Source organism: Leisingera sp. S132, assembly GCF_025144465.1.
Lineage (GTDB): Bacteria > Pseudomonadota > Alphaproteobacteria > Rhodobacterales > Rhodobacteraceae > Leisingera.
The window spans coordinates 47,513-64,261 of sequence record NZ_CP083555.1; the positions used below are offsets into that span (position 1 = coordinate 47,513).

The window sequence follows — 16,749 nt, forward strand, 5'->3', positions numbered from 1 at the left end:
CTTCGCCATCGCTCATTCTAACTAAACTACGCCACCGGAACTGCCCAGATTTGCCTGGGCCCAACGGTCTAGCTCCTGCATTACGGGCTCAAGAGACTGCCCGGCCGGCGTAAGGGAATACTCCGTGCGGGGCGGAACCTCTGCATAAACTTTACGGACGACGATTCCATGCGCTTCCAGTTCCCGTAATTTGCGGGTCAGAACCCGCTGAGACACGTCGGGGATTTGACGGCGGATTTCACCGAACCGCCGGGTGCCGCCAAGCAGGAAGTGAATGATCTGGCACTTCCACTTCCCGCCGATGATCTCGATGACGGTTTCGACCGGGCATACATGCGCCGCCGCATCATCCTCTGTTGCATCCTTCATCTGGTCTTCAAGCATCCCAATAAGCTCCTCGCTCCAGAAATGTACCCTTGGATACGCCGCCCTGCCAAGGCTTGCTCCTTTCGGAGGGCGCCGGGTTCCGCGTCATGAACAGCCTCTGTGCAAAGGCGAACTGACATCTTCAATAGTATCCAAAGTGTTCCTACTCACCGCATTGGACCATAGGTGCTAAATTGGGGCACGGCGGCAAGGCAAAAACTGTCTTGGAGCCGCCAGCCCACGACCTGCCTGGAGGCACCATGAAACTGAAATTCACCTCACCCGCCCTGGCGGCAGGAATTCTGTCCCTGTCGTTTGCAACAGGCGCTGCCGCGCTTGAAACGCCTCAGTCCACCACCGTGCTTGAGTTTGCCGACAGCAATACGCTGTTTGTGGCAGACTCCGACGGCGGAAGGATCTTTGCCTACACGCTGCCCGAAGCTGCCCCGGCAGCGGAATCGCGCAGTTACAACCTGATTGGCCTGGGCGCCCGGCTGGCGGCCTCGACCGGCGCAGATCCGTACAGCATCAGCTATCACGACATCGCTGTGCATCCCGTCTCCAAGGAAACCTATATTTCGATGTCCCTGCGCTCGGGCGGCAGCAAGTCGCCGATGATTGTGCGCGTGGATCAGGATGGCAGTATCACACCGCTGGACCTGACCGCATTGGAGGGCACGTCGGTGGAACTGAACGGCACACCCGATGACAGCGTCACTTTCTGGCATGACATTCCGGCTGCCACCTTCACCGTCACGGATCTTGATTTCGTGGATGGCACGCTGTTTGCTGCCGGGCTGTCGACCGGAGAGTTTGCCTCAACCCTGCGGCAGATCCCGTACCCGTTCACTGACAACGCTTCCGCGTCCAGCATCGAAATCTACCATACCGTTCACAATCAGACCGAAACCCGGGCGCCGATCCGGGCTATGAGCGTGGTCGATCTGGATGGTGTGAAGACGGTTGTTGCCGCCTACACTTGCACACCACTGGTCACGATCCCGTCTGGCGATCTAGCTGATGGCGCCCATGTGTCCGGCAAGACTGTGGCCGAGCTCGGCTATGGCAACACGCCCCTTGAAGTGCTGCACTTCACTGCTCCGAATGAGGAGTTCCAGCCGGAAGAATATGTGCTGGTCATCAACAAGGAACGAGATGCCGATCTGATCCGGGTGGCTGACCTGGCCGAGGCCAGCAAAGGCGAAGGGCTGTCGTCCCCAGAGCTTTGGGGCGACGCAGGGGTGAAAACCGCTGCACGCCCGCTGGGAGCAGTTTTGCAGGCCGATGACCAGGATGAGCAGTTTCTGGTCACGCTCAAGCGCAATCTGGATACCGGCGATGTCGACCTGGTCTCCTTCCGCAAGGGCGCCTACTTCCGGCTCAGCGATTTCGTCAGTGAATACAACTTCCCCGACTATCAGTATGTGGAGGAGCAGGAGTTTTTCCGCAACTTCCAGAACATGTTGAAGGCAGACGCGGGCTACGCTGATCTGGCGAGGTAACGTGCAGATGCTCCGCAATCTGAAAGCTGCATCCCTCTGGCTGGCCGCGCTTCTTGCGGCCAGTTCAGCGGCACAGGCCTGCGAGGAAAGCGTGTCAGGTCCTGCCCAGGTAACCCAAGTCTACCCAAGTGCTGATGTGCTCCCCGAAAACCTGCTGCGCTTCTATGTCTACTTCTCCGAACCGATGGCACGGGAGGGCATATGGGACTCCGTCGTGCTGCTTGATGGAAACGGCAAGGTGGTTCCGGGGGCCTTCATCGAGAACAAATTCGATCTCTGGTCGCCGGATGACAGAAGGCTGACGGTGCTGTTTGATCCAGGCCGGGTGAAGACCGGGCTGGTAGCGCACAATACGCTGGGCCGGGCGCTGGAGCCGGGGAAGGCTTATACACTGCAAATCAGGAGCAGCGCGGAAACCAGGAGTGGCTGCACGTTAACGCGCAGCTATGGGAAGACCTTCGTTGCCGCCGAAGCAGATTTCGAGGCGCCTGATTTGGTGAAGTGGCAGGTGCAGGCGCCGATGGCGGACTCTACTGAACCGCTTCTGGTAACACTGAATGGCCCGATGGATCACGTCTCCCTGGCCTACAGGGTGCGGGTGACCGATGAAGCCGGTGCAAGGCTCGGCGGCTCGCTGCGCTTTGGGCCGGATGAGCAGGAGTGGATCTTCACACCCCGCGCCCCTTGGGCAAGCTCCAACTACCGGATTGAGGTGGACACCACCCTGGAAGACATCGCTGGAAACAGGCTGACTGGCTTGTTCGACCGGCCGCTGGACAGCGATGGTTACAGCCAGCCGGGACAAAAGACAGAAAGCCTCACCTTCAAGCCGCGCAGCAACTGAAAAGCTATATGGAAAGGACACCGGTCATGAAACTCTACTACGCACCCGGCACCTGTGCCTTGGCTCCGCATATCGCCCTGGAATGGACGGGCAAGCCTTACGAAGCAGAGCGGGTTGAACTCGGGTCCGAGGAATACCTCAAGATCAATCCTCTGGGCATGGTCCCAGCGCTTAAGGATGATGGATTCCGTATCATGACGCAGGCAGATGCGATCCTGAAGTATATCGAGGCCAAATACCCGGAAGCCGGCCTGGGCGTCGCCAAAGATCCGCTCAGCCAATTCGGACTGGATGAGGCGCTGGCTTTTCTGACAGGCGATTTCCATCCCGCGTTCTGGCCCTTCTTTGTGCCGGACCGGTACACGGTTAACGGTTCCACGGGTGCGCAGGATGAAGTGCGGCAAGCGGCATTCGCCAGGATTGATCGGGTAATGAGCCATCTCGGCACACTTCTGGACGGTGGCCCGCATGTTGCAGGCAGCAAGCGCACGATTGCCGACCCCTACGCCTTTGCGATGGTGCGCTGGACGGCACACACGCCGAAACCCTGGCAGGACTACCCGCCGGTGAAACGCTTCATGGAAACCATGCTGGAAGACCGCGGCGTGCAGGCGGCGATGAAGGCGCAGGGATTGAGCTGACAATGCACAACTACGACTACAACGCCCCCGATTACCACATTGCCTCGCGCGGCCGGATTGGCCCGGACCTGCTGCAAGGCCTGTTTCCAGCGGACCGTTCGGCATGGGACGATGACCCCCGGTTTCTTGGTTGGCCCGCGCATCTTCAACGCCTTCACGCCTCGATCTCTGAGGCCAGTGCCCGACTGATCGGCGGGCTGGAAGTCGTATTGGGGGAGCCGGAGGGCAGCGCGCAGGAGTTGATGGGCCTGACCGGCATGAACCGCCTGGGGCTTGATCTGGTCTCGCATGTTCACGGCCATCACAGCTTCGAGGACAGCAATGTGCTGCCCGGGTTCCTGGGGCGCTTCCCGCAGCTGGCTTCGGCCATTGACCTTCTGGAAAACGACCACCAGATCCTTGATCAGGCACTGGACCAGTCGGAGCAGGTTTTTGCCCTGCTGCGCGGCGGGGAAACCTCAAAATCACAAATCGGCAAGGCGCTGGAGCAGGCGAAAGTTCTGAACAAGATCCTGAACCGGCATACCTATGACGAGGAAGATATCCTGATCCCGGCGGTGCTGCATGCCTATGCCTGAAACACCGGATGACATCCCCCGGCTTTTTGCCGAGGCCTGGAATGCCAGGGACGCTCGCGCCCTGGCTGCTCTCTTTGCTGAGGACGCTGATTTCGTCAACGTGGTGGGCCTGTGGTGGCACAACCGCGTCGACATTGAAAAAGCGCACGCCTACGGGCTCAGTACGTTTTTCCGGCACTCGGAGATTACTGCCCGGGGTATCAAGGTCCGGCGGGTTGGCGGCGACACCGCGATCATTCACACCCGCTGGAAGCTAGCAGGGCAGATTGACAAGGCAGGTGAAACCCTTGAGGACCGGTTTGCAATAATGGTGTTCTTTGCACAGCGTCTGGCCAATGGCTGGACCGTCCTGGCTGCGCACAACACCGACGTCATACCGGGCATGGAGACCATTGCTGCCAAGGACGGGTCGGCATTTGCTGTAAACTACCGGGATGGCGAATAGCGGCTACCCCACTTGTTCGTTCTAGCCCTGGAACCAAGGTTTATTTGCCGCAATTGAGGCGCAGGCGGGAAGAAATTGTAGAATGAACCCGGATTTGGAAGGCCTCTCCTGTTGCGGTCAGGAGAGGCACTCAGGACCAGCGGGCCGGTCTACGAACTTGTCCCAACTGGCGCGCGGTTGATCTGGCTGAGTTCTTCCATCACGTCGAACACGTGGTCGCTGACGACCTCGATGCCGATCGCGTTCAGGCGGGGAATGTGCATGGCCTTGTAGGCCTCCAGATGCTCAAGGCTTTTGAACAGATAGGTGGAGCCAAAGTGATTGGTGCCGGCCTCATGGGTCCAGATTTTCCAGACAACGCCCGGTTCCTGGGCAATGCTCTCGGCAAGCTGTTTGGCGCCTTGGAGGAATTCTTCGGTGACGGGGCCATCATAGGTGAGGTGGATGTCCCAGATTTTCTGAGTGCTCATGCGCGGGTCCTTTTGAGGAGTTGCAAGAAACGTGTGGTTGCGATTGCATTGGGGCGGGCTCAGCCCTTGCGGAGCTGCAGGAAGCAGAGAGCTGAGAGCAGGGCGAAGAAGGCCGGGTCCGACCAGCCAAAGCCGGTGAAAATACCTGCCGCACCGGCGTAAAAGGTGACAGCGAGGCCCAGCAGGTTGGTCCACATCAGGCCGGTCAGGACCTTGCGGCTCTCGCCGCTGCCGGAGGGCGCGTCACGGAACAGGAAGCTGATGACGGCGATGCCGCCGAGAAAGATGCTGTTGTGCTGCGACAGGAACCAGGCGTAGCGGTCGTTCAGCTCGACGCCGTAGTTCGGCCACAACAGGCCGGGTGCAAAGAACAGCGCCAGCGCGAAGAAAGCGTAGATCACGCTGTGCGCTGTCAGGAAGCTGCGGTTACTCATCGGTATGATCCTTTCGGGTGTGGCGCATGCTGCGGCGGAGCCGGTTCAGCATCCGAATGGTCTGGCGCTTGCCGTCGGCGGGCAGGCCTTCAAAGATCTCCGCCAGCGCGGCGTTGTGGGCGGGCAGGAAGGTTTCGACCTTTGCCCTGCCTTCGGTTGTCAGGGACAGGACGCGGCTGCGCCGGTCCGTATCGCTGACCGATTTTTTAACAAGCCCGGAGCGGATCAGGTTCTTGATCACCACATCGAGGTTGCCGGAAGTTCCCAGCGCCCGTTCCAGCAGCGCATTCACCGTCATCGGGCCCTTGTTGCTGAGGGTTTCCAGCACGTCCCATTGTGACGCGGTCAGTCCTGCGGCCCGGAACGCCGGGCCGATCGCCCGATGGAACTGCTGGGCACTGCGCAGGAGGGCCAGAACCAGGGCCATGTTTTCGCGGTCATGTGTGATTCGTTTCATGCTTTGGTATTTATCCCTATGTAGGGATACTTCAAGCTGCGCCTTTAAGGAAAATGGGAGCAGGTCGCCACTCCGTTGTTTTTTCTAAGCAATAAGCTGGTTCTGCGCCGGGAAAACCTGCTGCGCTATTCGCGCAGCAGTGCCTTGAAGATATCGGAATGATCCAGCCTGCCAATGATGTCGCGGCCATTGGACACGAAGTACTCTCCGCCGTCGTTCAGTTGCGCCCGCATCAGGTCCTTTACCGTCGTGTCGGCATCGCGCACCCGCGCGCCGGAGGGGACGGTACCGTTGACCGGCTTCATGATTTCGGCTGCATGAAGCACATTCATCGGATTCATGTGTGACACGAAGTTCCGCACATAGTCCGTAGCCGGCTTCAGCACGATCTCCTGCGGCGTGCCCAGCTGCACGATGCGGCCGCCTTCCATGATCGCAATCCGGTTGCCAAGTTTGATCGCCTCGTCCAGATCATGGCTGACGAAAAGGATCGTCTTCTTCAGGTCCGCTTGAAGCTCCAGCAGTTCGTCCTGCAGTTCGTTGCGGATCAGCGGGTCCAGCGCCGAGAACGGCTCATCCATCAGCAGCAGCGGCGCGTCGGTGGCAAAGGCGCGGGCCAGGCCCACCCGCTGCTGCATGCCGCCCGAAAGCTCAGAGACATTGGTGTTGGCCCAGTGCCCAAGATGCACCTTCTCTAGCTGCCGCATTGCCCGCTGAAGCCGCTCCTCCCGTGGCACACCGGCAGCCTCTAACCCGAAGGCCGCGTTTTCCAGCACGCTGCGCCAGGGCAGCAGGCCAAACTGCTGAAATACCATCGACACGTCATGGCGGCGGAGGCTCCGCAATTCTGCGGCAGAGGCGGCGGCAAGATCCACAAGCCCGCCTTTGCTGCGCAGATGCACAGAGCCGGCAGCCAGCGGGTTGAGCCTGTTGGATGCCCTCAGGAGGGTTGATTTGCCGGAGCCGGACAGGCCCATCAGCACCGCAATCTCGCCTTCCTGCACGTCGAGTGAACAGTTGTGGACCCCCAGGATCTGTCCGGTTTCGGCCATGACTTCTTCCCGGCTCAGGCCTGCGTCCATCAGCGGCAGGGCGGATTTCGGATTGTCGCCGAACACAATGCTGGCGTTTTCGAATTTGATGACTGGCTGTGCCATATCAGCTCCTTCCGGCTTTCAGCAGGCGGTCCAGTAGGATCGCGATGATGACAATGGCAATACCGACTTCGAAACCCTTGCCGACATTGACCTGGTTGAGCGCGCGCAGGGTGGGGACACCAAGCCCGCTTGCGCCGACAAGCGCGGCAATAACGACCATCGACAGCGACAGCATGATGGTCTGCGTCAACCCGGCCAGAATTTGAGGCATGGCCCAGGGCAGCTTCACCTTCCACAGCACCATCGCCGGGGTGGCGCCAAAGGCATCCGCCGTTTCCACCAGTGCAGGCGGCGTCGAGGAGATCCCGAGATAGGTCAGCCGGATCGGCGCCGGAACCGCAAACACGACGGTTGCGATCAGGGCCGGAACCGCGCCAAGGCCGAACAGCACCAGCGCTGGGATCAGGTAGACAAACGTAGGGATCGTCTGCATCAGGTCCAGAAGCGGCTGCAAAACCCGGTAGAGCCAGGGCCGCCCGGCGGCCAGCACCCCGATGGGAACCCCGACCGTCATCGACATTGCGGTTGCCGCAAGTACAAGAGACAGGGTCTCGGTCGTCTCAGTCCAGTAGCCCTGGTTGATGATCAGCAGGAGGCCCAGCACTGCAAAGGCGGTCAAGGCCAGAGAGCGGTGCAAATACCAGGCCAGCCCTGAAACCAGGCCGACCAGCACCAGCGGATGCGGCATCTGCAGCAGCCACAGGGTGCCTGCGACGATGGCTCCGATCACCTCTGACAGCCCGTCAAAGAACCAGGCCATGTTGCCGGTCAGCCAGTCGACCATCAGCTTTGCCCAATGGCCGACCGGGATCTTATGTGTTTCAAGCCACTCCATGGCTTTCTCCAATTCTTGTCCTTGTGCCTGCAGTCGGCTCCAGCCAGTTGAGGGCGGCATCGCACATCATAGGATCCAGAACATGCCCGACGCCCGGCAGCAGTTCGAAGCGCGCATCAGGGATCAGCGCGGCCGCTGCCTCGCCACGTTGCGGGGAAATGCAGCTGTCGCGGTCGCCGTGCAGAACCAATGTCCGGCTTTGGATTAACTTGAGCAGCGGCCGCCGGTCCGGTGTGGTCAGAACCGCAAGTGCGTGGCGGGCTGCGCCGCCGCAAGAATACCCCGCGGAGAAAGCAGCGTTGACTTCGCTCCGAAGCTCCGGCGTGTCGGTGAGGCGGCCCGCGCCATAGGCCAAAGCGTCTTCCAGCAGGTATGTCCGGATCAGTTCCGGATCCGAAGGCCGGGTGAACAGACGCGCCATCCGGCACTTGGAATCCGCGTCGCCATCGACTTCGGCGGTTCCGTCGTTGCTGGCCAGCTGCACAAAGCGCCCAGCCCGCGGGCCCGCGGCGGCAGCAACCAGCTGGCTGATCATGCCGCCCATGGAGAACCCGATGATGTCGAAGGTGCCGACCTGCAGGCGGTCCAGCAGCGCCAGGACATCATCCCGCATGTCAAAAAGGGAATACGGGGCCAAATCCTGGGCGGCCGCGGTATCGCCCTGCATCCAGATCCCGGCAGCAAGCGGCTCGCTGTCTTCACCGCAGCGCGGCGACTTTCCAGCATCGCGGTTGTCAATGCAGATGACCCGGCGGGTTTCCGACAGCTGCCGGGTAAAATCCGCGGGCCACTCGATCGCCTGCATGCCTAGCCCGACCAAGAGGACAACGGGATGGGCAGCCGGATCACCGGCTTCCCAGTAGCCGAGCTGCACCGGCTGGCCGCTTGCCTTGGCGGTGTGAGGAACGAGCCACTGCACGATGGTCACTCCAGCCCCGCATAGGCTCGGACTGCGGGCAGGCCCGGTCCGCCTGCAAGCGTGTCAACTCCGTCCAGCCAGCCATCCAGCATATCCGGGTGCTGCTTGATCAGCCGCAGCGCCGCCTCTTCGGGATCTTCGCCATCGTTGATGATGTAACCCATGCCTTCGCTTTCTAACGGCACGGTAAAGTCCAGCTGGGCGATCAGGCGCCCGATGTTCGGGCATTCCCCGGAATAACCCGCGCGGGTCTGGGTATGCACGGTCGCAGCCCCGAAGTCCGGACCGAAATAGTCGTCGCCGCCGCTCAGATACTCGATGTCAAATTCCACATTCATCGGGTGCGGCGCCCAGCCCAGAAAGACGACCCAATCCTCCCGCGACACGGCCCTGCGCACCTGCGCCAGCATGCCTTGTTCCGAGCTCTCTACAACGTTCCAGCCGCCCAGCCCGAAGGCATTCGTGTCGATGATATCCATCATCTGCGTGTTTGAGCCGGGCTCGATGCCGTAGAAGCGGCTGCCGAACTTGTCCGCATGCGCGGCGAGGTCGGCAAAGCTGGTAACGCCCGCCTCATACACGTACTTCGGCACGGCAAAAGTGTATTTCGCCCCTTCCAGGTTCTGGTTCACCGTCTCGATGGCATCGCCTTCGATATAGGGTGCGAAATAGGTTGCCATGGCAGGGTCCCAATATCCCAGGAACAGGTCCAAATCGCCGTTGACCATCGCCTCGTATGTGACCGTGGTGCCGAGCACCTTTGTTTCCGCCTCATACCCCAGCCCCTTCAGCAGCACGGATGCCACACCAGAAGTGAGCGCCAGGTCCGTCCAGCCCGGCTCCGCCATCCGGACTTTCTCACAGGATGCTTCGGCCAAACCCGCCCCCAGAAGTGAAATGCCAAGGGCAGCTGAAATCGAGAATGTTTTCATTTTGTCCTCCCAAGTTTATAGACTCGATGGTCTATTAATAGTCTGATAGGTACTATTTGACACCCGAGTCAACAAAATATTTACTTTGAGCAATTCTGGGAGAGCGAGATGAAGCGGACGAAACTGTGGCGGCTAAGGACCGAGGAGTATTCCAAAGCAGCCTTCGAAGTCCTTAGTGACGAAGGGCTTTCCGGAACCACCGTGGAGAAGGTCGCCAAGCGTGCGGGCGTCTCGAAGACCAACGTCCTGCACTACTTCGGAAACAAGGCCCGGCTACTGGAAATGGCTTTACGCTACGCTAATGCCGACTTGGCCCGAGATGTACGAGCGCTGATGATTCGCTCAAATACGCCTTGGGAAAGGGTCTACTCAGTGATCGAAGCTAATTTTTCGCGGCAGTATTTCACGCCCAAACTCTCACACGCCTGGTTGTCGCTGCTCGCGGAAATCCCGTACAATCCGAGCTACCAGAGGATACAGACGGCCATTCACCAGCGGATGCACTCGAACCTGATGCATGCACTAAAGCAACTGACCGAGCAGGAGAGGGCAGAAGAAATCGCTCTGGCGATATCGGCGATGATTGATGGCCTATGGTTGCGTTGCGGCCTGCATGAAGGGGGCATTGGCCGCGACACCGCCCTGCAGCAGATGGAGTTACTGATGGAGTCACTGTTCCCTGACTGCCCTGAACGGTTGGCTGCAAAGGCTCGCATTGAAGAGATCCAATCGATTTTGACGCCCTATGAAGCCCCTCTGCGACGGGAAATTTGATCAGATCAATGACAGGTGAGGGCTTTGCGCAAAGCATCCGCTATCACCCACCCAACAACTCCTCAATGAAATCCTCCTGCCGGTCGAGCGCTGCTTCCCACTCCTTCGGCACCGCCGCTTCCCGTTCGAGCGTCTCTGGCTCTGGCTGCCAGTGCCCAACCTCCATCGTCCTCACGCTCATCGCACGCGCCTCGCGGCGCTGTGATCGATCCCGGACAGGCGCGCGTTCGGCTGGTTTCGCCTGCTCGTCTGCGCCGACCTCGTCTTCACCGTCGCCTCCCCAAGGACCCACGCCCTGCACGCTCGGTGGGTACGGGAACGGCTGGTCCTCCTGGCGGGCGAGCATGTCCTTGAAGAAGGGATCATCGTAATACTTGATCCGGCTCGCCTTGATCGGATGCTGAGGCGAGGCGAGGATGATCACCTCGTCGGGGTCCATCAGACGCGCTTCGGTCTCGGAAAGCAGCGGCCGTTCTTCCAGACGCGCTGAGGTCGAGGTCGCCCCGAGGAAGCCTTTGTTGCGTCCATACATCCGGGTCACTGCCTCGCGGGTGGTGCTGCCGACGGCTGCGGAAACCTCCTTCACCGTGCGCTGGTCGCGGGGCGTAATGTAGAGCTTGAGCCCTGCCCCATTCTCAAGACTTTCGCGGCCCTCGGGTCCGTAGATGCGGTCGAGCGAGGCCAGCGACTGCGCGATCATCGCGACTCGGCCGCCATAGCTCGCCAGGGAGTGGATCGCGCGTTCGAGATAGGGCATGGCCCCCATCTGCTGGAATTCGTCAATCATCATCATGACGGGCCAGGGCTCGTCCGGGCCCGGTTCGTTTAGGCGGATCGACGAGATGAGATCGGCGAACATCAGGCGCAGGAGCGGCGCCAGCGTCGCGATGTGATCTTCGGACACCGCGATATAGAGCGACTGCGGGGTTTTGCGGAAGGTCGAGAAATCGAAGTCGCTCGCTTCGGTGGCCGAGCGTACCGCCGGGTTGTCCCATTGTTTGAGACCGGCCGTCATCAGCGCCTGGATGTTCGAGGTCAAGAGACGCGACGAGGCCGAGGCCGCATTGGTCCAGAGTTCGCGCAGGATGTCTTCTTCGGCCTCGTCGGCATAGGTCTTGTACTGGGCGTTCTTGTATTCGCCGCCCGCAACGATCTTGTTCACTTCGCCAAGGTTCGGGGTGCCACGCTGGATCGCCAGCAGGCAGGCCGCAACGAAGATCGACTTGCCTGCCTCAGAGAAGGTGTCGAGCTGCTTGTTGTCCTTGTCGAGGAAGAGGTCGGCCAGGATCGAGACCTCGGTGAAACGCTGCGCGAATGTCGGGGCCTTGGCGATTCGGGCGAGCGGGTTGTAGCGATGCGTGGCATTGGCCCAATCAAAGGGGCTGAAGCGATAAACCTCATCGCCGTTGAGCGCCCGGAGCCGCGCGGTCTTCTCGAAGTTCTCGCCCTTCACGTCGAGCACCACGACCGAGCCCGCGAAGCTCAGGAGGTTCGGGATCACAAAGCCCACACCCTTACCGGCGCGGGTCGGGGCCACCATCATCACATGCGGGATGGTAGTCGAGGAGATGAACTCCGCCTTCGAGGTCGGCGCGCCAAGCTTGCCGCAGACGAAGCCTTTGCCCGGGGCCTGAAGCATGTCGTTCTTCTTCAGTTCTGTCTTCGTCTGCCAATGGGCCGAGCCGTAGTCGTCCCGCTCCTTCTTCCAAGTCCAGGCGAGCGCCAGGGATCCGAGACCAATCGCCCCGAAGCCGACAGCGCCAAACCCCACCTTGAAGGCCTCGGGATGCGCCATGCGGGTGCCGGCGCTGGCTTTCCAGAGCGCCAGCATATCAAAACTCTGAAACCCGGTTTTCAGGGCAAGGGTCAGGTAGAAGGCAGCGACAATGGTGCCGATGACGGCGCCGCAGATCACGCCGAAGAGGAGCGCGGCCCAGAGGGGAAGTGTCTTGGTCATGGTGGTCATCCCCCTCAGAATTCCATCTCGTCATCGAGACCGCGGTCTAGTGTTTTGTTTCGGGCAAGATCGCGCCCCAGCTCCTGCGCCTCCTGCTGGCCGCGCAACCGCGCGACCTCCGTCGCCTTGTCCTGCTGCAATCCGGCAGCGCGGTCGGTGAAGACCTGATCGCCGGTCTCCTCAAACGTCATCTCGAGAAATTCCTGTGTGACGGTGATCTGGTCGAGCTTGCTCGGAAGGGCCGCATCCAGAACCTCGAAGTTGCCGCGGCGAAGCTCGGCCAAGCCCTCCTCGCCCAATTCCTTGAAGAGCTCGGATTGCAGGGTCCGCTCAACCACCTCTTCCTGGACCTCGGTGAGCTTGCCGTCCCGCAACATGTCGGCGAGGTCCTGCAGGTAGGGATTGGGCGTCCGGTCATCTTCGTCGATGAGGGACAACGTCGCCTCCTCCTCGTCCGCGAGGGTCCGACCGATTTCGACGCCCATCTCCTTCGCCCGCTCCATCAGCGCATCCATCACCCCATCAACCTTTTCGAGCGCGGCATCGAGTTGGTCGTCACTCGCGGTCTCCACGCTGAGACCGTCCTTCGCCAGCACCGCGTTCATGTCGCGCTCAACCCAGTCCTGCGCCATGCCGTAGTTGCGGGTGCCGCCTGCCGTGATGCGCGCCACCAGTTCCTCGCTGTCCATGCCCACCTCCTTGGCGCGCTCGAGCACGTCGCGCAGCCCCTCATCATTGCCTGCCTGAAGTGCCGCGATCAGCACATCGCTACCCGCCCCCGGCGGATAGGGTTCTTCGAGCTGCTTACCGAACCGCGCGCGCAGTTCCGGATCCGGCACCATCTGCGAAAGGTCCGCGATGATCGGCGCGGCCTTGGCTTCAAAAGCGGCCCGCTCGGCCGGATCCAGTTCCTCGGCCTTGAGCTTCAGCGCCTCGATCGTGCGCTCGGAATAGTCGATCGCATCACCGACGGTCTTGATGTCCTTCATGTCTATCTCTCCTTCGGTGAAGTTCCACGGCGTGCCCGAACCAAGCCCCTCCGCCATGCCGCGTACGGCGCGCGCCATGTGGCGCTGGTCCATCCGGTCCAGCAGATCGGCGAGGTTCTTGTAGTCCTTGGCGAAGCCCACCACCTGCGCCTGCGCGATTGCGGATTCCTGGGCCGTCATGACGATCTCGCGCGGCAGGCGGGCCTCTTCCTTGGCGCGGTAGATCTCCTCGATTCCGGCGGGCTTCGCGAAGATGCCGCGCTCGAGCCGGGTGGTGGCGTCGAGCATCACGCCGTAGCGTTCCGCGATCTCGGCCTGCTTCTCGCGCATCAGCTGCGGCGACATCACGCCTTCGGCCCAACAGGAGAACCAGGTGCCCTTTTCGACGCCGCGATTGTTCAGGATGATATGGGCGTGCTTGTGCGCCCGGTCGTCATGGACCGCGAGGACATAGTCCCACTGATCGCCGTATTCGCCGTTCTCGAAGAAATGCTCCGTCCAGTCCATCGCGATGTCGCGAACCTGATCGACCGTCACGTCGGTCGGGAAGGACAGCAGCATATGCGAGGTGAACCCGAGCTTGGTCGAGCCGCGCCAGGTGCCGGCCCAGTCCTCGACGAGTTCCTCTTTCTGATCCTCGGAAAGCACCGCCGTATCGGTCAGCACGTTGGTCATCGTCGAGTAGGTGTAGACCGCCTTGTCGTTGATGTAGGAGATCTGTGCCCCAAGCGAGGCACGCGTCTTGCAGCCCCCTGCCCGGATCCTTTTGAACACCGCCGCCCGACTCTGACCCGAGACCGCCTTCAGCGCGTTGCGCGCCGACATGGATCCGACACGCGCGAAACTCCGCCCCTGCCGACGCCCCGCCAGCCGCGCGTCGATCCGCGCTGCGGCCTGACCCCGGATGCGCTCATCCTCCCAGAGCCGCCCCATGACCGAGGTGTAGAGGGCGAGGGGATCAGCCATTCCTGACGAGCCTCAAACCTGTCACGGTTTCGCGTGGGTCATCCTCGAGAACCGCGCTCTCCGCCCCCTGCCCTTCTTCCTTTTGCGGCCACTCCTGATGACGCAGCGCCTGCGCCGCGTCCTTCATCCGGCCTATCTCACGGCTCATGGACTGCGCCAGATCAAGGAGCTCAATCAGCACCGCGCGGTCCGCCTCAGAGACCTCCAGCCGACCGCGATGCACCGCCTTGGCGAGCACCAATCCTGCGTCGCTCACGTCCTTCGCCTGACGCCACACGGCACAGAACTCCGCGACCAGATCACGCGGGACATCGAGGAAACCGCACCGTCCGCGCAGCACCGCGTTGAGCGCCTGTGACCGGCTGGCATAGCCTCGCGCGCGCCACTCCGCGTCGAAGGCCTCCAGCTCGGATCGGCTAGCCCGGAACGCCACTGTCTCGCTCGGATCGCGTACCGCGAGCCCCTCGCCCACCTCCTCCTTCGCGAGCCGGTTCACGTGGCGCGGAGAGATGCCAAACGCCGCCGCCAGCTCCTTCGCGCTCTCGCCCGCCGCAAAGCGCCGCGCGACTTCGATACGCTCTTCAAGCTTCAGATTTTTCGCTGGCCTCGGCACTAGGGCGTTCTCCCGCTTCCAGGAAAAATATGCATGCGCAGTCGCGCGCGAGGCAGCGATTGCTCGCAATCGCGTTCGCGTGCGGCGGAGCATTCAGCTTTGCGGGAAACGCCCATGACAGACCCCTCAGACAAAATGTGCAAACATTGGCCATATCCTGCCAACGTCTTCCTTTTCTACTTCGCTTATACATCAATACATCATTTTGCGCAATATATCGTATTGATTGTTGTATCTTTTTGCCTGCCGTTTCTGGCACACCTCGACCAACAGAGTGCAGAGAGGCACGACTATTCAATGCACTTCAAACCGACACCAGTCGGGGAACAATGAGGCCTTCTTTTTCGTCTGGGCCCCGCCCAAAATTTCGTTCAGCTTTGTTCGCGTGGGATCATGAACGAAACAGAAAAAGGCCGCCCAGAAATGGGCAGCCTCTTCTTCTGGATGCTATGCGGCGCGCGACCGTCAGGCGGCAGTACCTTCATGATCCGTCAGAACCATGCTCGCGGTGACACCAACAAAAAGCGGCGTGATTTGATACTCGCTCTCGTCGCTATTAGGCGGCGTCACCGCGACGATTGCCACGGCTGGTTCGCCATCAAGGAAGCAGGAGAACAGCGCGAAATTGTCGTGGTCTCCTGAAGTCAGCGCCTCAAAGGCGCTGATATGTTCGGGACGAATGTTGGTGCTCACGTGACGATCCCTCCGGCTTCGCGAGCGCGTTCCGCATAGGTGCTGAGCGATGCCTCGGCTTTGAAGTGAAGGTCCCGCTCGATCGGCAAGCCAAGACGGCCACGGTGTTCCTTTAGGACGCTGAGCCGAACCGAGCCCAGCTCCGGGTAGCCAAGGCCGAGATCGCAAAGACCGAATGCGATGTCGGGATCCTCCGGGTCCGTTTCGCTGAGGAGCCAGGTGGCGCCGCCGTCTGGTGTGAAGAGCTTGACCACCGGCGCGAAGTCGATGGTGTCCTCACCAGCTTCGATGCGCGTCTGGTTGGCGCGGCCATTGGCGGCCAGTTGGTCGAGGATGGGTTGAGGCAGAAGTTCCATTGTGTCTGTCCTTCGTATGAGATGTCGGAGAGGTTTGGCGGGAGGGGCACGAGGCCCCTCCCCGGCCGGGTCACTCGGTGACCTGGACGTCGTCGCTGTCGGGCTTAGGCTCGAAGAGGACGAACTCGCCATTCACCGGGGTTGCGAAGAGCTGGATGGTCATGAAGGACTTGGCGCCTTCGTTCTGCGGGAAGGCGACGCCCACCTTGTGGAAGCGGGTTTTGCCATCCTTGCCGGTGTCGGGGGTGGTGACGGTGTAGTACTTGGTCATATCGGTTCTCCTTCGTTTTCGATGCAAACGAGAGACCGTGACCGTCCGGACCGGCTGTCAGGCTGAACTTTGCTGCGCGAGGAATGGGCGCGAAGCGCGCAGGGGAAAGTTCTGCTTGAAGGGGGTGGCTGAAAGCCGCGCCCGGCAGACGGGCCAGGTCACGGAGATTGCATCAGGAAGACAACGAAGGAGAACAGAGGTGACTGGGCTGCGTGCCAATCACGCCGGACCGCAAAAGGATTGGAAACGTCCACGATGGATTTCGCCTGGGCTTGGACGAAGCTGTAACGACCAGAATGACATGTCCACGCGCAACCTGAAATGGCGGGGCATGATCAAGCTTCGACCCATTGCCGACCACGACCCAGTTCTGGACCAGTCCAGTCTGCTTCAGGCCATAGAGCTCACCTTCGCCTATGCCGAAACACACGGCGGGATCGGGCTGACACAGACGAAAGCTCTCAACAGGAAATTCGGTCAGTTCAATTCGGCCGTTGCCTTCCGGCTGGGGCTCAGCCAAGTTCATCTAAAACAATGAAATAGTGCCTGA

General features: G+C 60.9%; 21 protein-coding genes. 7 read left to right on the plus strand and 14 right to left on the minus strand.

From position 1 onward, the window contains the following. Nucleotides 1-21: 21 nt before the first annotated feature. A complete protein-coding gene (locus K3725_RS20155; protein ID WP_260018790.1) occupies nucleotides 22-384 on the minus strand; it encodes a helix-turn-helix domain-containing protein in 363 nt (120 codons plus the stop codon). A 242-nt stretch (nucleotides 385-626) separates the two neighbouring features. Here K3725_RS20155 and K3725_RS20160 point away from each other — a divergent pair, with 242 nt between their 5' ends. Genes K3725_RS20160 through K3725_RS20180 form a run of 5 tightly spaced genes read left to right on the plus strand, consistent with a single transcriptional unit; the run spans nucleotide 627 to nucleotide 4,376 of the window. Further along, nucleotides 627-1,868, plus strand: coding sequence for a hypothetical protein (locus K3725_RS20160; protein WP_260018791.1), 1,242 nt, complete (start codon nucleotides 627-629; stop codon nucleotides 1,866-1,868). Between the two features lie 7 nt (nucleotides 1,869-1,875). Then, entirely contained in the window at nucleotides 1,876-2,712 is an 837-nt protein-coding gene (locus K3725_RS20165; RefSeq protein WP_260018792.1) for a hypothetical protein, read from the plus strand. 26 nt (nucleotides 2,713-2,738) lie between these two features. Further along, nucleotides 2,739-3,353 (plus strand): glutathione S-transferase family protein, encoded by a 615-nt coding sequence (locus K3725_RS20170; RefSeq protein ID WP_260018793.1) that lies wholly within the window; start codon nucleotides 2,739-2,741, stop codon nucleotides 3,351-3,353. A 2-nt stretch (nucleotides 3,354-3,355) separates the two neighbouring features. After that, nucleotides 3,356-3,931, plus strand: a complete 576-nt coding sequence (locus tag K3725_RS20175; protein ID WP_260018794.1) for a hemerythrin domain-containing protein — start codon at nucleotides 3,356-3,358, stop codon at nucleotides 3,929-3,931. After that, entirely contained in the window at nucleotides 3,918-4,376 is a 459-nt protein-coding gene (locus tag K3725_RS20180; RefSeq protein WP_260018795.1) for an SgcJ/EcaC family oxidoreductase, read from the plus strand. The genes K3725_RS20175 and K3725_RS20180 overlap by 14 nt, the downstream gene beginning before the upstream one ends. A 149-nt stretch (nucleotides 4,377-4,525) precedes the next feature. On the opposite strand, the gene K3725_RS20185 is transcribed toward K3725_RS20180, so the two are convergent. From K3725_RS20185 to choX, 7 genes are all read right to left on the minus strand, one after another. After that, nucleotides 4,526-4,846, minus strand: coding sequence for a monooxygenase (locus K3725_RS20185; protein ID WP_260018796.1), 321 nt, complete (start codon nucleotides 4,844-4,846; stop codon nucleotides 4,526-4,528). Nucleotides 4,847-4,905: 59 nt separating this feature from the next. Continuing rightward, on the minus strand, nucleotides 4,906-5,280 hold the full coding sequence (locus K3725_RS20190; protein WP_260018797.1) for a hypothetical protein: 375 nt from the start codon (nucleotides 5,278-5,280) through the stop codon (nucleotides 4,906-4,908). After that, nucleotides 5,273-5,737: a MarR family winged helix-turn-helix transcriptional regulator gene (locus K3725_RS20195; protein WP_260018798.1), complete on the minus strand. Its 465-nt coding sequence runs from the start codon at nucleotides 5,735-5,737 to the stop codon at nucleotides 5,273-5,275. The genes K3725_RS20190 and K3725_RS20195 overlap by 8 nt, the downstream gene beginning before the upstream one ends. 125 nt (nucleotides 5,738-5,862) lie before the next feature. Further along, nucleotides 5,863-6,894 carry a choline ABC transporter ATP-binding protein gene (gene choV / locus K3725_RS20200; RefSeq protein WP_260018799.1) on the minus strand — a complete coding sequence of 344 codons (1,032 nt, stop codon included), beginning with the start codon at nucleotides 6,892-6,894 and terminating at the stop codon, nucleotides 5,863-5,865. A 1-nt stretch (nucleotide 6,895) separates the two neighbouring features. Next, a complete protein-coding gene (gene choW / locus K3725_RS20205; RefSeq protein WP_260018800.1) occupies nucleotides 6,896-7,729 on the minus strand; it encodes a choline ABC transporter permease subunit in 834 nt (277 codons plus the stop codon). Then, nucleotides 7,716-8,648: an alpha/beta fold hydrolase gene (locus K3725_RS20210; protein ID WP_260018801.1), complete on the minus strand. Its 933-nt coding sequence runs from the start codon at nucleotides 8,646-8,648 to the stop codon at nucleotides 7,716-7,718. Before K3725_RS20210 ends, choW begins: the two co-directional genes overlap by 14 nt. 5 nt (nucleotides 8,649-8,653) lie before the next feature. Next, the gene (gene choX, locus K3725_RS20215) at nucleotides 8,654-9,580 is read right to left on the minus strand and encodes a choline ABC transporter substrate-binding protein (RefSeq protein WP_260018739.1); all 927 of its coding nucleotides are present in this window, start codon (nucleotides 9,578-9,580) and stop codon (nucleotides 8,654-8,656) included. A 108-nt stretch (nucleotides 9,581-9,688) separates the two neighbouring features. On the opposite strand from choX, the gene betI reads away from it, so the two are divergent. Further along, complete coding sequence (betI, locus tag K3725_RS20220; RefSeq protein WP_171120066.1) at nucleotides 9,689-10,354, plus strand: transcriptional regulator BetI; 666 nt, start codon at nucleotides 9,689-9,691, stop codon at nucleotides 10,352-10,354. Between the two features lie 43 nt (nucleotides 10,355-10,397). Here betI and K3725_RS20225 read toward each other — a convergent pair whose 3' ends face one another. The 6 genes from K3725_RS20225 to K3725_RS20250 form a co-directional block, all read right to left on the minus strand. Further along, complete coding sequence (locus tag K3725_RS20225) at nucleotides 10,398-12,311, minus strand: type IV secretory system conjugative DNA transfer family protein (protein ID WP_260018740.1); 1,914 nt, start codon at nucleotides 12,309-12,311, stop codon at nucleotides 10,398-10,400. A 14-nt stretch (nucleotides 12,312-12,325) separates the two neighbouring features. After that, the gene (locus tag K3725_RS20230; protein WP_260018741.1) at nucleotides 12,326-14,266 is read right to left on the minus strand and encodes a relaxase/mobilization nuclease domain-containing protein; all 1,941 of its coding nucleotides are present in this window, start codon (nucleotides 14,264-14,266) and stop codon (nucleotides 12,326-12,328) included. Beyond that, nucleotides 14,259-14,879, minus strand: a complete 621-nt coding sequence (locus tag K3725_RS20235; protein ID WP_260018742.1) for a helix-turn-helix domain-containing protein — start codon at nucleotides 14,877-14,879, stop codon at nucleotides 14,259-14,261. Before K3725_RS20235 ends, K3725_RS20230 begins: the two co-directional genes overlap by 8 nt. Nucleotides 14,880-15,344: 465 nt before the next feature. Further along, nucleotides 15,345-15,572 (minus strand): hypothetical protein, encoded by a 228-nt coding sequence (locus K3725_RS20240; protein WP_260018743.1) that lies wholly within the window; start codon nucleotides 15,570-15,572, stop codon nucleotides 15,345-15,347. Beyond that, the gene (locus K3725_RS20245) at nucleotides 15,569-15,928 is read right to left on the minus strand and encodes a DUF2958 domain-containing protein (protein WP_260018744.1); all 360 of its coding nucleotides are present in this window, start codon (nucleotides 15,926-15,928) and stop codon (nucleotides 15,569-15,571) included. Before K3725_RS20245 ends, K3725_RS20240 begins: the two co-directional genes overlap by 4 nt. 70 nt (nucleotides 15,929-15,998) lie before the next feature. Further along, nucleotides 15,999-16,199 (minus strand): hypothetical protein, encoded by a 201-nt coding sequence (locus tag K3725_RS20250; protein WP_260018745.1) that lies wholly within the window; start codon nucleotides 16,197-16,199, stop codon nucleotides 15,999-16,001. Nucleotides 16,200-16,500: 301 nt separating this feature from the next. Between K3725_RS20250 and K3725_RS20255 the strand changes: the two genes are divergently transcribed. Further along, nucleotides 16,501-16,737, plus strand: coding sequence for a hypothetical protein (locus K3725_RS20255; protein WP_260018746.1), 237 nt, complete (start codon nucleotides 16,501-16,503; stop codon nucleotides 16,735-16,737). The last annotated feature ends 12 nt before the right edge of the window (nucleotides 16,738-16,749 follow it).